Origin of the sequence: Pseudomonas sp. SJZ077, assembly GCF_007993905.1 — a bacterium.
GTDB classification, from domain to species: Bacteria; Pseudomonadota; Gammaproteobacteria; order Pseudomonadales; family Pseudomonadaceae; genus Aquipseudomonas; species Aquipseudomonas mandelii.
This window is the reverse complement of the sequence record NZ_VIUJ01000007.1, coordinates 59,904-74,182: the sequence shown is the minus strand read 5'-3', so window position 1 is coordinate 74,182 and position 14,279 is coordinate 59,904. Positions and strand designations below refer to the sequence as shown.

The 14,279-nt window shown below is 60.4% G+C and carries 9 protein-coding genes; 3 read left to right on the top strand and 6 right to left on the bottom strand.

Annotation, left to right across the window (positions count from 1 at the left end; translation table 11 throughout):
* The first annotated feature begins 59 nt into the window (after nucleotides 1-59).
* Both FBY01_RS12820 and aqpZ read left to right on the top strand, forming a co-directional pair.
* Nucleotides 60-1,892 (top strand): ABC transporter ATP-binding protein, encoded by a 1,833-nt coding sequence (locus tag FBY01_RS12820; RefSeq protein ID WP_010462056.1) that lies wholly within the window; start codon nucleotides 60-62, stop codon nucleotides 1,890-1,892.
* Between the two features lie 362 nt (nucleotides 1,893-2,254).
* Complete coding sequence (gene aqpZ / locus FBY01_RS12815) at nucleotides 2,255-2,950, top strand: aquaporin Z (RefSeq protein ID WP_010462058.1); 696 nt, start codon at nucleotides 2,255-2,257, stop codon at nucleotides 2,948-2,950.
* 15 nt (nucleotides 2,951-2,965) lie between these two features.
* Here the strand turns inward: aqpZ and FBY01_RS12810 are convergent, their stop codons facing one another.
* Nucleotides 2,966-4,090, bottom strand: a complete 1,125-nt coding sequence (locus tag FBY01_RS12810) for a GNAT family N-acetyltransferase (RefSeq protein WP_145308095.1) — start codon at nucleotides 4,088-4,090, stop codon at nucleotides 2,966-2,968.
* Between the two features lie 284 nt (nucleotides 4,091-4,374).
* On the opposite strand from FBY01_RS12810, the gene FBY01_RS12805 reads away from it, so the two are divergent.
* The gene (locus FBY01_RS12805) at nucleotides 4,375-5,691 is read left to right on the top strand and encodes a putative porin (protein WP_145308097.1); all 1,317 of its coding nucleotides are present in this window, start codon (nucleotides 4,375-4,377) and stop codon (nucleotides 5,689-5,691) included.
* A gap of 133 nt (nucleotides 5,692-5,824) precedes the next feature.
* Here the strand turns inward: FBY01_RS12805 and FBY01_RS12800 are convergent, their stop codons facing one another.
* The 5 genes from FBY01_RS12800 to aceK all read right to left on the bottom strand — a co-directional run bounded on the left by FBY01_RS12800 (nucleotide 5,825) and on the right by aceK (nucleotide 14,148).
* Nucleotides 5,825-6,061 (bottom strand): anti-sigma factor, encoded by a 237-nt coding sequence (locus FBY01_RS12800; RefSeq protein ID WP_010462064.1) that lies wholly within the window; start codon nucleotides 6,059-6,061, stop codon nucleotides 5,825-5,827.
* Nucleotides 6,055-6,666, bottom strand: a complete 612-nt coding sequence (locus tag FBY01_RS12795) for an RNA polymerase sigma factor (RefSeq protein ID WP_010462067.1) — start codon at nucleotides 6,664-6,666, stop codon at nucleotides 6,055-6,057. Before FBY01_RS12795 ends, FBY01_RS12800 begins: the two co-directional genes overlap by 7 nt.
* Before the next feature lie 153 nt (nucleotides 6,667-6,819).
* On the bottom strand, nucleotides 6,820-7,941 hold the full coding sequence (locus tag FBY01_RS12790) for a beta-ketoacyl-ACP synthase III (protein WP_077749153.1): 1,122 nt from the start codon (nucleotides 7,939-7,941) through the stop codon (nucleotides 6,820-6,822).
* 344 nt (nucleotides 7,942-8,285) lie between these two features.
* Nucleotides 8,286-12,197 (bottom strand): ATP-dependent RNA helicase HrpA, encoded by a 3,912-nt coding sequence (gene hrpA / locus FBY01_RS12785; RefSeq protein ID WP_102594232.1) that lies wholly within the window; start codon nucleotides 12,195-12,197, stop codon nucleotides 8,286-8,288.
* Between the two features lie 232 nt (nucleotides 12,198-12,429).
* A complete protein-coding gene (gene aceK / locus FBY01_RS12775) occupies nucleotides 12,430-14,148 on the bottom strand; it encodes a bifunctional isocitrate dehydrogenase kinase/phosphatase (RefSeq protein ID WP_010462072.1) in 1,719 nt (572 codons plus the stop codon).
* Nucleotides 14,149-14,279: the final 131 nt, after the last annotated feature.

Here is a 14,279-nt window from a genome sequence, read left to right as displayed (position 1 = left end):
CCGGCATCCGGCGCCGCTCATATCGTTTAAAGGAGAGCCCGCGCGCGGGCGGAGAACTGATGCTTTATCGCCGTTTCGAGAAACTGATCGACATATTCCGCGACGCTCCGACGGCGGCTCCGCCAGATCGGGTTCTCCCCTTCTATACCTATTACTTGAAGCAGGTCTGGCCGAGTTTCGCCGCCCTGCTGATTGTCGGCCTGTTCGCCTCCTTGATCGAAGTCGCGCTGTTCAACTACCTGAGCCGCATCATCGACCTGGCCCAAGGCACGCCGAACCCCGATTTCTTCCAGGACCACGCACTTGAACTGACCTGGATGGTGGTAGTGACCCTGGTTCTGCGACCGATTTTCTTCGGCCTGCACGACCTGCTGGTGCACCAGACGCTGAACCCCGGCATGACCAGCCTGATTCTCTGGCAGAACCACCGCTATGTCCTCAAACAGAGTCTGAACTTCTTCCAGAACGACTTCGCCGGGCGCATCGCCCAGCGCATCATGCAGACCGGCAACGCCCTGCGCGATTCCGCCGTGCAAGCGGTGGATGCCCTGTGGCATGTGCTGATCTACGCCATCAGCGCGCTGGTGCTGTTTGCCGAAGCCGACTGGCGCCTGATGATCCCGCTGACGACCTGGATCGCCGGGTTCATCGGCGCGCTTTATTACTTCGTGCCGCGGGTCAAGGACCGCTCGGTGCAATCCTCCGATGCGCGCTCCAAACTCATGGGACGGATCGTCGACGGCTACACCAACATCACCACCTTGAAGTTGTTCGCCCATACCAACCATGAACAGCAATACGCCAAGGAAGCCATCAAGGAGCAAACCGAAAAAGCCCAACTGGCCGGGCGCGTGGTCACCAGCATGGACGTGGCCATCACCAGCATGAACGGCCTGCTGATCGTCACCACCACCGGCCTGGCCCTGTGGCTGTGGACGCAGTCGCTGATCTCGGTGGGCGCGATTGCCCTGGCGACAGGCCTGGTGATCCGCATCGTCAACATGTCCGGCTGGATCATGTGGGTGGTCACCGGCATCTTCGAAAACATCGGCATGGTCCAGGACGGTTTGCGGACCATCGCCCAACCGGTCAGCATCACTGACCGCGATCAGGCCAAACCGCTGGCCGTGCCCCGAGGCGAAGTGCGTTTCGAGCACGTGGATTTTCACTACGGCAAGAAGAGCGGAATCATTGGCGACCTCAACCTGACGATCAAGCCCGGTGAGAAAATCGGCTTGATCGGGCCATCCGGCGCCGGCAAATCGACCCTGGTCAACCTGCTGCTACGCCTCTATGACGTGCAGGGCGGGCGAATCCTCATCGATGGGCAGAACATCGCCGAAGTCGGCCAGGAAAGCCTGCGCGAGCGCATCGGCATGATCACCCAGGACACCTCGTTGCTGCACCGTTCGATTCGCGACAATCTGCTTTACGGCAGACCCGATGCCACCGACGCCGAGCTGTGGGAAGCGGTGCACAAGGCGCGCGCCGATGAGTTCATTCCGTTGCTGTCGGACGCCGAAGGCCGTACCGGTTTCGATGCGCACGTGGGTGAGCGCGGGGTGAAACTCTCCGGCGGCCAGCGTCAGCGGATTGCGATTGCTCGTGTGCTGCTCAAGGACGCACCCATCCTGATCATGGACGAGGCGACCTCGGCGCTGGACTCGGAAGTCGAAGCGGCGATCCAGGAAAGCCTGGAAACCCTGATGCAGGGCAAAACCGTGATCGCCATCGCCCACCGGCTCTCGACCATCGCCCGGATGGACCGGCTGGTGGTGCTGGAAAAAGGCAAGATCGCCGAAACCGGCACCCACGCCGAACTGCTGGCGCATGGCGGGTTGTATGCGCGGCTGTGGCAGCACCAGACGGGTGGGTTTGTCGGTATCGACTGATATCCTGAGATCACCACCGAACCTGTGGGAGTGAGCTTTTGTGGCGAGGGAGCTTGCTCCCGCTCGGCTGCGCAGCAGTCGTAATTTCAGGCAGCCTGGTTTTTCTGACACAGTGGAGTTTTTGCCATGGGGACAGCTTCACTGTCCAGCGGGAGCAAGCTCCCTCGCCACAAGCGCCCTCTAAATCCACCAAAAAACCGCCACAGCCTGCTAACCACAGGCCCTGGCGGTTTTTTGTGGCCGCTGGAAATCCGCAGAAACCCTGCTGTACTCAGCCAAGGTTCTGGAGATGAGCCTGTCGTAAGTCTGCAGGATGCATCACGCGATACAGTCTCGATAGGTCGCCTATCAAGGACGCTCTCATGTCGCTGTTCAAACGTTCTGTCACTGAGTTGTTAGGTACGTTCTGGCTGGTATTGGGGGGTTGCGGCAGTGCGGTGCTTGCTGCGTCTTCGCCTCTCGGAATCGGGGTACTGGGTGTGGCCATCGCGTTTGGTCTCACCGTGTTGACCATGGCCTTCGCCATCGGCCATATCTCCGGTTGCCACCTCAACCCTGCCGTCTCCGTCGGCCTGTGCGTCGGCGGTCGGTTCCCGGCGCGGGAGTTGCCCGCGTACATCATCGCCCAGGTGATTGGCGCCATTATCGCCGCCGCGCTGATCTACTACATCGCCAGCGGCAAGGAAGGCTTCGACCTCTCCGCCGGCCTGGCGTCCAACGGCTACGGCGAACACTCCCCGGGCAAGTACTCGATGGCCGCGGGCTTTGTCTGTGAACTGGTGATGACCGCGATGTTCGTGCTGATCATCCTCGGTGCCACCGACAAACGTGCGCCCGCCGGGCTTGCACCGATTGCCATCGGCCTGGCCTTGACGCTGATTCACTTGATCTCGATTCCCGTCACCAACACTTCGGTCAATCCGGCCCGCAGCACCGGTCCGGCGCTGATGGTCGGTGGCTGGGCCATCGCGCAATTGTGGATGTTCTGGGTCGCACCGCTGTTGGGCGCGGTGATCGGCGGCGTGACCTATCGCTGGCTAGGCAAGGAAGGCACTTGAGGCCACGGGCGAGGATCATGCTTGCCGATAAGGCAACGCGGTCCTCGCTTCCTCGGCATAGGCCAACACCCCAAGACGCTCCTGGTGAAGGAAGTCTTTGACCGCGGCTTTCAGTCCCGGATGACGCAGATAGTGCCAGGAATGGGTGATCACCGGTTCGAACCCGCGAATCAGCTTGTGTTCGCCCTGGGCGCCGGCGTCAAAACGCTGGAAGCCATTGGCAATCGCGTAGTCCATGCCCTGGTAGAAGCAGGTCTCGAAATGCAGGCGGTCGAACTCCGCCAGGCAGCCCCAGTAACGCCCGTAAAAACTGTCGCCGCCCACCAGGCTGAAGGCCATGGCCACGGGTCGTGAACCTTGCTTGGCCAGCACCACACGAATAGCTTCGGGCATGCGCTCGGCCAACAGACTGAAAAATTCCCGCGTCAAATAGGGCCGTTGCCTACGCACCGCGTAGGTATTGGCGTAGCAGGCATAGACAAAATCCCACTGCGCCTGATCCAGCTGCTTGCCTTCCAGCCATTCGAACTCAATACCCTGCCCCGCCACTTGCTCGCGCTCTTTGCGCATCTGTTTGCGTTTGCGCGAACTGAGGACGTCGAGGAAGTCTTGAAAGTCCCGATATCCGCGATTCTGCCAGTGGTACTGACAGCCGATCCGCTGCAACCAGCCGGGGTGTTCGGCCAATGCCGCATCGGTGAAAGGGTCTGTGAAGTTGATGTGGGCGCTGGAGAGCTCTTCGATTTCAAGGTAGCCCGGCAGGCTCTTCAGTAGTTCAAAACCGTCCTCGACATTACGCGCCAGCAACCGTGGCCCACTGACCGGGCTGAACGGCACGGCGGTCAACAGCTTCGGGTAATAGTCGATGCCGGCACGCTCGCAGGCATCGGCCCAGGCATGATCGAACACGTACTCGCCGTAGGAATGCCACTTGCGGTAACTGGGTAACGCGGCGATCAGACGCCCTTCTTCGAGGTGCAACAGATGCTCGGGCTGCCAGCCGGAATGGGGGCCGAGGCTGCCGCTGTCTTCCAGCGCACTGAGAAAGGCATGGCGTAGAAACGGCTGATTCTCCGGCACCAGGGCATCCCACGTGTGCGGACCAATATCGGACAGGCTTTCCAGACGTTGCAGCGGCATTGACACCCTCTCGACTTCTTCGCGTAACAGCCCGGCGAGTATCGCCTATCGCCCGCCATTACACATCCGTCAAAACCGCCTGACAGGGTTCTGGATCAAAAGTTCATACGGTCTTTGTATCGTCATCGAGACGCCATCACTTTGCCACCGCTCTGTAATAAACCATCGCGATACTGGCGCCAGTTTTTAGAGCGTCGGGTTCTACCCGGCCACTGTTTCCGTCCCTCAACGGTCGGTTGTGTCCCGGATGGCTCAGTCATCCCCTTACATCTTCGGAGATTGATATGCGTCTTGCTTCCACGAAAACTGCGGCGGCCCTGTGTGGCGGTCTGCTGCTGGCCATGAGTGTTCCGGCCAGTGCCGCAGTCGACGCCAAACTGCTCGACATGCTTAAGGCAAACGGCTCGATTACCAATGCGCAATACAGCGAACTGCAAGCCGAGCTGGCCAGGGATCAAAAAGATCAGCAAATCGCCCGTCAGGCTCAGCAAGAGACCAACGAGCAGATCGCGGCCACCGCGAAGAAAACCAATGAGCTGAGCACCTTCGACCAGAAACTGGCCTGGGCTGCCAAGACCCAATTCAAGGGCGACGTGCGTTTCCGTCAGGAAACGGTCAAGAACGATGGTGTCTCGAACAACCGGGACCAGGACCGTCAGCGCGTTCGTGCCCGTCTGGGTGCCTACACCGAGATCAACCCGCAAGTCGACACCGGTATCCGTATCGCCACCGGCAACAACGACGACGCGCGCTCCACCAACCAGAGCCTGGACAACTACTTCGACAAGAAGTCGATCTGGCTGGACCTGGGTTACCTCGACTACCACCCGGACGCGATCAAGAACCTGCACATCGTTGGCGGCAAGATGCCACAGCAATGGGTGAGCATGGGCGACATCATCTGGGATAGCGACATCAGCCCTGAAGGTCTGTCCGTGTCGTATAAATACCCGCTGGGCGCCAGCACCGAGGTGTTCGGTAGCGCCGGCCACTACACCCTCAAGGACAACGTCGACGGCGACGGCGTACAGTTCAAGCACGACTTGCGTCTGTACGCCGGCCAGTTGGGCGCGCGCTTCGCCCTCACCGACAACCTGAAACTGACTCTGGGTGGCAGCGTCTACGGCTACGACAACGACGACGACATCACCGCTGGCGGCACCAGCATCCCGTCCGTACTGGCCACCAACGGCAACACCCCGAACGAGCAATTCAAACTGTACGAAGGCTTTGGTCAGATCGACATCACCGGCCTGCCACTGCCGCTCTCGCTGTACGGTCAGTACGTCAACAACAAAGACGCCAGCAACGATCAGGATTCTGCCTGGCTGGCCGGTGTAAAGACCAAGTTCTATGGCTTCGCCGTAGACTACAACTACCGCGACGTGCAGCGTAACGCCGTGGTCGGCGCCTTCACCGACTCCGACTTCGCCAACGGTTTCACCGGTTCGCGTGGCAGCAAGTTGAAAGTGAGTTACGAGCTGGACAAGAACTTCGCCCTGGGCGCGACGTACTTCATGGCTAACTCTGACTACACCAACGCCAACCTCAAGGATTCGGACATCAACACTCTGCAACTGGACGCCGAAGCCAAGTTCTAAGCAGTACCGCTCTACGCCTCAGGTCATGGACGCTTGAGGCGCTTTACAGTCTGGCGTGGATGGATCGATCCCCATCATCCGTTCGATGCATCCACGCCGGCCTGCTTCTGTCCCCTGCGATAACGCCACGACTTTACGGAATGTCCTTGCGACGCTCCGCAGCGAGACGCTCGGCGAGTGCATCGACCTCCGGCACAGCCTCTTCCGGCAAGACGCGCAGCGTCTGCTGCATCAAACGCATCTGACGAATGAACCGCCGGCAATTGGGGCAGAACATTAAATGATGCCGCACCAGCAACTTCTCCCGAAAGCTCAACTGGCCATCGAGATAATCACTGGCACGTGCCACTTGCTCCTTACAGGTCAGCATTCGCCGGTTTCCTCAAAATGCTCCACGGTCGCAAAGACCTTCAACCGTGCCCGATGCAGCAGCACGCGAACATTGGAGAGCGATATGTCCAGAAGATTACAGATGTCTTCCAGTTCCAGGCCTTGACGCTCGCGCAACAGCAAGACGCTGCGTTGCAGTTCCGACAGGCTGAGCAATGTGTGTTCGAGGCATTCGCGCAACTCGCGTTCGGTGAGCAACGCCTCCGGGGTGTCCTGGTGCCAGGCGAACGGCGCCACCAGCCAATGGCCATCAGCGGACGAAAAACGATCATCATCGATCGTGCCATGGGGCGATGGAAGGTCATCAAGCAGCACCTCGCGACGGTTCTGCTTGTAACGGCCCTTCGCCGCATTGGCGGTGATGGTCAGCAACCAGGTCTTGAGGCTCGAACGCGCCTCGAACTTGCTCAGGTTGCGCACGACCGACAGCCACGCATCCTGCACCACTTCGTCAGCATGCCGGTTGCCGACGATCGCATAAGCGACTGCACGCATCGGGCTCTGGTAAGTGCTTACCAACTCTTTAAAGGCTTGTTGTTCACCTGCCAGCAATCGTTGCAGCAGTTGCGCGTCGTCAGCCGCCATTCACAAACCCCTTGTCCTGACCTCGAAAAATGAGTCAGCAGGGCGTCGCCGTCGGCAACGTCCTGCTGTCATTTCCGAAAACTACAGCGTCCCGACTGCTTCGGCTGTAGGAAAAACCACCGCAAATCAACGGAAATAGCGACAGCCTTTCCCTCAACGCTTGCGTAACAGCACGCTACCAATCGAGTAACCCGCGCCGAACGAACTGAGCACGGCCAGGGATCCGGCGGGCAGATCATCCTGATGTTTGTGAAACGAAATCACCGACCCGGCGGAGCTGGTGTTGGCGTAGGTGTCGAGAATCACCGGGGCTTCTTCTTCGGTGGCTTCGCGGCCCAGCAGTTTCTTCACGATCAGGTGGTTCATGCTGAGGTTGGCCTGGTGCAACCAGAAACGTTTCACGTCACTGACGTTGAGCTTGTTCTCTTCCAGGTGCGTAGCGATCAGCTCGGCCACCATCGGGCAGACGTCGCGGAACACCTTGCGGCCTTCCTGCACGAACAGTTTGTCCTTGGCTCCGATGCCCTCTTCCGCCGCGCGGTTGAGGAAGCCGAAGTTGTTGCGAATATTGTTGGAGAACTTGGTCAGCAGTTTGGTGCTGACGATGTCGAACTGGTACGGGGAGGTCGCCAGGTCGGCACGCTCAATGATCACCGCCGTCGCCGCGTCGCCAAAAATGAAGTGGCTGTCACGGTCGCGGAAGTTCAAGTGACCGGTGCAAACTTCCGGGTTGACCATCAGTATTGCCCGGGCCTGGCCCAGTTGCACGCTGTTGGCGGCCGCCTGGATGCCGAAGGTCGCCGAGGAGCAAGCCACGTTCATGTCGAAACCAAAGCCCTGGATACCCAGCGCTTCCTGGACTTCGATGGCGATGGCCGGGTAGGCGCGCTGCAGGTTGGAGCACGCCACAATGACGCCGTCGATGTCGGCGGCGGTCTTGCCGGCACGCTGCAAGGCTTGTTCGGCCGCGCCGATGGCCATCTGGCAAAGCACCGACCATTCGTCGTTGGAGCGCTCAGGCAGGCGCGGCGCCATGCGTTGCGGGTCGAGGATGCCATCCTTGTCCATCACAAAGCGGCTTTTGATACCGGAAGCTTTTTCGATAAACGCAGCGCTGGATTCGGTCAACGCTTCGACTTCGCCACGGGCGATGGCGTCGGCGTTATCGGCGTTGAATTGCGCGACGTAAGCGTTGAAAGACTGCACCAGCTCTTCATTGGAGATGCTGTTGGCCGGGGTGTACAGGCCGGTGCCGCTGATGACGACGTTATGCATGGTCGTTTCTCTAATCTGTTCAGGCAGAAAGCGTTGGCACCGACGTACCAACACACAAAGGGTCTGTTCCCGTCACGGAAAGCACACCTGGCATCGCTTTATTCCGTACCGCCCGAACCTTGAGAGGCTCAAAACTGCGGGACCGGCGTTTATAGGCGCGAAGTTTGCCATAAACATTGGGTTTTGGCGCCATTTTGCTCGATGACTCCCACCTGCCAGGCAATACAAAAACCTGTGGGAGCGAGCCTGCTCGTGATGGGGCCATCACCTCCAACATCTATGTCGACTGTGATGCCGCCAGCGCGAGCAGGCTCGCTCCCACAGGTATTGCACAAGTCTCGGGGTCAGGGTTCGACCTGGGTCCATTGCTTGTTCAGGCGCTTGTCGGAGATTGGCACTTTGGTCCCCAGTTGCTGGGCGAACAGCGAAACCCGGTATTCCTCCAGCCACCAGCGATAGAGCTCCAGTTGCGGATCGCGCTTGCCTTCCTGGGCGTGTTTGTTGGCGCGGGTCTGGTATTGGGTCCAGAGACCGGACAGTTCGCCACTCCAGACCCGATCCCTCTGCACCTGTGCACCAATCTTCTCGAAGCGTTGCTCGACAGCCTTCAGGTAACGCGGCAATTCCTTGAGCCACTGCATCGGCGTCTCCCGGACAAACCCCGGATACACCAGATGACTGAGCTGTTGCTTGATGTCGTTCAGGGCCACGGCTTGCGCCAGATCAATCTTGCCCTTGAAGCGTTTCTGCAGGCCGTGCCAGTGCTTGAGAATCTCCAGCGTCAACTTGGCCAGGCGCTCGGCGTGCTCGGTCCAGCCACCGCGCTTGCGCTCGGCCAACGAGGCCAGCCCGGCGCCATCCCGTGGCAACGGGTCTTCGCCCTCGAGAATGCAACTGTCGAGGCTGGCCAGCAGGATGTCTTCCACCAGCGCATCAATGCGCCCCAGTTCACGGTACATCAGCCCCAGCTCGGTCAGCCCCGGCAGCTTGCCGCGCAGGAACTTCGCCGGCTCGGCCAACTGCTGCATCAGCAATCGCTGCAAGGCGCGGCGATGCTGGAACTCGGCCTCGGCGGGGGTCGAAAAACGCCCTTCCTTGACTGTCCCGCTCTCTTCCACCAGCGCCGGATACACCGTCATCGACAACCCGGCGATCTTCTGCTGGGTTTTCTCGGCGACGGCGGCAAAGACTTTCGGTTCCACCGGCTGTTGGTTTTTCGCGGTTTGCGGCACGGCCAACGCGGCTTGGCTGGCTTCGGCAAAGCGTGCGGTCAACTCGGCCAGATCTCGCCCTTCGCCGAGGAACTTGCCCTGGCCGTCGACGATTTCCAGGTTCATGCGCAGATGACTGTCGACTTGCTGTGAAGCTTCCGCCCACGCCTCATCGCTGACCCGCGCGCCCGTCATGCGCAGCAGCTCGCGGCCCAACGCCTGCGGCAACGAGCCCTCGGCGAAGGTCATGCGCTGCAACGCGGCTTTGACGAAGTCCGGCACCGGCACGAAATTCTTGCGCAGGGCCTTGGGCAGGTTGCGCACCAGCGCGATGCACTTGGCCTCGATCACGCCCGGCACCAGCCATTCCAGACGTTCCGGCGGCAGCATCGGCAACAGCGGCGCCGGCACACGCAGGGTCACACCATCGCGCGGGTGGTTCGGTTCGAAGTGGTAACTCAGGGCCAGTTCCAGATCGCCGATGTGCAAGGTGTCCGGGTAATGCAGGGCGGTGACTTCGCTGGCCTCACGGGCCAGCACGTCTTCTTCGCGCATGATCAGCAGCTGCGGGTCTTTCTGGCTGTTGACCCGGTACCAGCTGTCGAACGTTGCGGTCTGGTGGATCTCCGCCGGCAATCGCGCATCGTAGAAAGCGAACAGGGTTTCTTCGTCAGCGAGAATGTCGCGACGCCGAGCCTTGGCTTCCAGTTCGTCGAGTTGTTCCAGCAGTTGCGCATTGGCCGTCAGGCACTTGGCCTTGGATTGAATCTCGCCGCGTACCAGGCCTTCGCGAATGAAGAACTCACGAGAAACCACGGGATCGATCGGCCCGTAATGCACCGGCCGACGACCCACCACGATCAGCCCGAACAGCGTGATCTGCTCGAAGGCCACGACCTGGCCGCGCTTTTTCTCCCAGTGCGGTTCGAAGTGGTTTTTCTTGATCAGGTGCCCGGCCAGCGGCTCGATCCAGTCCGAGTCGATCTTGGCCACCATCCGCGCATAGAGCTTGGTGGTTTCCACCAGTTCGGCGGTCATCAGCCATTGCGGGCGCTTCTTGCCCAGCCCGGAGGATGGGTGAATCCAGAAACGCCGCTGACGGGCGCCGAGGTAATCGCCTTCATCGGTTTTCTGGCCGATCTGACTGAGCAGGCCCGAGAGCACGGCTTTGTGCAGCTTCGGGTAATCCGCCGGCTCTTTGTTCAGGCTCAACTGCATGTCGCGGCAGATTAGGCTCAACTGACGGTGCGAGTCGCGCCATTCGCGCAGACGCAGGTAATTCAGGAAGTTCTTGCGGCACCAATTGCGCAGCGGGCTGGCGGTCAGGGCCTGACGCTGCTCTTCAAAACCACGCCACAGATTGACCAGCCCGGCGAAATCCGAGTCCACGTCCTTCCACTGTGCGTGGGCCTGATCCGCCGCTTGCTGGCGCTCCGGCGGACGCTCGCGCGGGTCTTGAATCGACATGGCGCTGGCGACGATCAACACTTCCTGCAAGCTGCCGAGTTTCGCCGCTTCCAGCAGCATGCGGCCCATGCGCGGGTCCACCGGCAGGCGCGCCAACTGGCGACCGAGCGGGGTCAGCTGGCTGTTGCGATCCACGGCCGAGAGTTCTTGCAGCAGGTTGAACCCGTCGCTGATCGCCTTGCCATCCGGCGGTTCGATAAACGGGAAGTCGGTGATCTCGCCGAGGCGCAAGTGCAGCATCTGCAAAATCACGGCGGCGAGGTTGGTGCGCAGAATTTCCGGGTCGGTAAATTCAGGGCGACCGATGAAGTCGTCTTCGCCATAGAGGCGAATGCAAATACCCGGCTCGACCCGACCGCATCGACCTTTACGCTGGTTGGCGCTGGCCTGGGAAATGGCTTCGATGGGCAGGCGCTGGACCTTGGCGCGGTAGCTGTAACGGCTGATGCGCGCGGTGCCGCTGTCGATCACGTAACGGATGCCCGGCACCGTCAGCGAAGTTTCCGCGACGTTGGTCGCCAGCACCACGCGACGGCCAGGGTGCGACTGGAAAATCCGCTGCTGTTCGGCCGGCGACAAGCGCGCGTACAGCGGCAGAATCTCGGTGTGCTTGAGTTGGGCCTTGCGCAGCATGTCGGCGGCATCGCGAATCTCGCGCTCGCCGGGCAGGAACACCAACACGTCGCCGGGGCTCTTGCGCTCGCTACGTTCGAACGCGGCAATTTCGTCGAGGGTGGCGAGGATCGCCTGATCCACAGTCAAGTCGTCCTCGACGCGGTTGCCCTCCTCGTCCTGCTCAAGCGTCAGCGGGCGATACCAGGTTTCAACCGGGAAAGTCCGGCCCGAAACTTCAACGATGGGTGCGTCATCGAAATGCCTGGAGAAGCGTTCCAGGTCGATGGTCGCCGAGGTGATGATGACTTTCAGGTCCGGGCGACGCGGCAGCAGGGTTTTCAGGTAACCGAGCAGGAAGTCGATGTTGAGGCTGCGTTCGTGGGCTTCGTCGACGATGATCGTGTCGTAGCGTTCGAGGTAACGGTCGTTCTGGGTTTCCGCCAGCAGGATGCCGTCGGTCATCAATTTGATCAGGGTGTTGGAGTCGCTCTGATCCTCGAACCGCACCTGATAGCCGACCAGCGCGCCCAATGGCGTCGCCAGTTCTTCGGCAACCCGGCTGGCCACGCTGCGCGCAGCGATTCGACGCGGTTGGGTGTGGCCGATCAAGCCATGCTGGCCGCGGCCGATTTCCAGGCAGATCTTCGGCAACTGGGTGGTTTTACCCGAGCCGGTTTCGCCGGCGATGATCAGCACCTGATGCTTGAGCAGCGCTTCCTTGATTTCGTCGCGCTTGGCGGCGATCGGCAAACTGTCGTCGTAACGAATCACCGGCAGGCTGGCACGCCGCGCCAGCACCTGGTCACAGGACGCCTGCATGCGCGTCACCCACTGGGCCAGCTTGGCCTCGTCAGGTTTCTTGCGCAGCTCAAGCAACTGCCGCCGCAGCCGGTGGCGGTCGGCGAGCATGGCGTGATCGAGGTTTTTCAGCAGTTTGTCGATGGAAGGCGATTCGTCAGTCATCAGGTACGCAAAAGTCGTCTAGTGGCGCAGGGGCCGGATTGTCGCAGATTTGGGGGCTCGGCGACGAATTCAACCTGCCTTTGTGGTGAGGGAGCCTGCTCCCGCTCGGCTGCGCGGCAGTCGTAATCCGGTCATCGAGTTTTGTCTGAAGCTGCGCGGTGGATGGTTTTGGGGTCGCTTCGCGACCCAGCGGGAGCAAGCTCCCTCGCCACAGGGGTGTTCACTCAGGGGTTTATTCGTTATCCAGGCCTTTGCGGCGATACGGGAATACGTCGATGATTTTGCCGGCACGAATGGCTTCCTGCAGGCTTTTCCAGTAATCGGCGTTGTATAGCTCGCCATGCAACTGGTCAAACAGCTTCCTTTGCCCGGAATCGGCAAACAGGAACGGCGGAAACTCCTCGGGAAACACATCCAGCGGCCCGATCGAATACCACGGCTCGGAGGCCATTTCGTCTTCCGGCGTACGCGGTTGCGGGATGTGGCGGAAGTTGGCTTCGGTCAGGAAACAAATTTCGTCGTAGTCATAAAACACCACCCGCCCGTGCCGGGTGACGCCGAAGTTCTTCAACAGCATGTCGCCGGGAAAGATGTTCGCCGCCGCCAGTTGCTTGATCGCCAGCCCGTAATCCTCCAGGGCCTCGTGGACCTGCGCCTCATTGGCGTTTTCCAGGTACAGGTTCAGCGGCGTCATCCGCCGCTCGGTCCAGCAGTGACGGATCAGCACGGTGTCGCCTTCCACCGACACCGTGGACGCCGCCACCTCAAGCAGCTCTTCCAGGCACGCCGGGTCGAACTTGCTCAACGGGAAGCGAAAATCGGCGAACTCCTGGGTATCGGCCATGCGTCCGACGCGATCGACGCTTTTCACCAAACGGTATTTTTCGATCACCGTGGCACGGTCGACGTTTTTCGACGGCGAGAAACGGTCCTTGATGATTTTGAACACGGTGTTGAAACCCGGCAGGGTAAACACGCTCATCACCATCCCGCGCACGCCGGGGGCCATGATGAATTGGTCGTCGGTGTTGGCCAGGTGATTGATCAGCGCCCGGTAGAACTCGGACTTGCCGTGTTTGTAGAAGCCGATGGAGGTGTACAACTCGGCGACGTGCTTGCCCGGCAGGATGCGCTTGAGGAAGCCGATGAACTCCGCCGGCACCGGCACATCCACCATGAAATACGAACGGGTGAACGAGAAAATGATCGACACATCGGCTTCGTCGGTAATCAGCGCATCGATCTGAATCCCGCGCCCTTCACGGTGCAACAGCGGAATCACCAGCGGCCATTGTTCGTCCCGGGTATAGATGCGCCCCACCAGGTACGCGCCTTTGTTGCGGTAGAGCACCGAGGAAAACAGCTCGACGCTCAGTTCCGGGTCCTTGCACACCCAATCCGGCAGGTTCTCACGCAGTTGGGCTTCGAGGCGGTGCAGGTCGCCGGCCAGGTCGGCGTAATCCTCGCTGAAGCTGTAATCGGCAAAAATGCTCGCGAGCATGCCGGACAACTGGCCCTGGGGCTTATAGGTTCGGGTTTGCGCGGCGCGGGCCCGGCGCAGGCTGGGCCGGGTGGTGTGGATAAACATGCAGCCGTCGCTGATCAGGTCATGGCTGAACAGCCCGCAGAAAATCGAGTTGTACCAGGTCTCGGACAGTTCATCATCGAAACGCAGGTCGATCAGCGTGATGTAAGCGCTTTTGACCAGAGGCCAGCAACTGACGTCCAGCGTGTCGCTGTCAAACGCGACGCGCAGCCGTTCCACGGTTTCGCTGACTTTTTCTTCGTACAGATTGATCCGCGCGGCCGAGGCGATTTGCGCCTCCTGCCACTGGGCCTGCTCGAAGCGGGCCCGGGCGCCGTCGGTGATCTGGCGGAAATGCTCGCGGTAATCGTCAAAGCCATCGAGGATCATTCGGGCGATGTCGGCGGCTGGCCATTGCTGCGGCATGGGTGAGACCTCTGCGGGAATTCGTGAGCCCTGAGCTTAGCCAGTGAACCGGGTGCAGGAGAAGCGTAATTTTCGGCTCGAGTTAAATGCTCGTTTTTCGGTTGCCATGGATAAGGCGCTCGGCAACACTC

What these genes read in the sequence shown, in the direction of transcription:
- FBY01_RS12820 (WP_010462056.1), top strand. Translation starts at nt 60, where the DNA reads ATGCTTTATCGCCGTTTCGAGAAACTGATCGACATATTCCGCGACGCT.
- aqpZ (WP_010462058.1), top strand. Translation starts at nt 2,255, where the DNA reads ATGTCGCTGTTCAAACGTTCTGTCACTGAGTTGTTAGGTACGTTCTGG.
- FBY01_RS12810 (WP_145308095.1), bottom strand. Translation starts at nt 4,090, where the DNA reads ATGCCGCTGCAACGTCTGGAAAGCCTGTCCGATATTGGTCCGCACACG.
- FBY01_RS12805 (WP_145308097.1), top strand. Translation starts at nt 4,375, where the DNA reads ATGCGTCTTGCTTCCACGAAAACTGCGGCGGCCCTGTGTGGCGGTCTG.
- FBY01_RS12800 (WP_010462064.1), bottom strand. Translation starts at nt 6,061, where the DNA reads ATGCTGACCTGTAAGGAGCAAGTGGCACGTGCCAGTGATTATCTCGAT.
- FBY01_RS12795 (WP_010462067.1), bottom strand. Translation starts at nt 6,666, where the DNA reads ATGGCGGCTGACGACGCGCAACTGCTGCAACGATTGCTGGCAGGTGAA.
- FBY01_RS12790 (WP_077749153.1), bottom strand. Translation starts at nt 7,941, where the DNA reads ATGCATAACGTCGTCATCAGCGGCACCGGCCTGTACACCCCGGCCAAC.
- hrpA (WP_102594232.1), bottom strand. Translation starts at nt 12,197, where the DNA reads ATGACTGACGAATCGCCTTCCATCGACAAACTGCTGAAAAACCTCGAT.
- aceK (WP_010462072.1), bottom strand. Translation starts at nt 14,148, where the DNA reads ATGCCGCAGCAATGGCCAGCCGCCGACATCGCCCGAATGATCCTCGAT.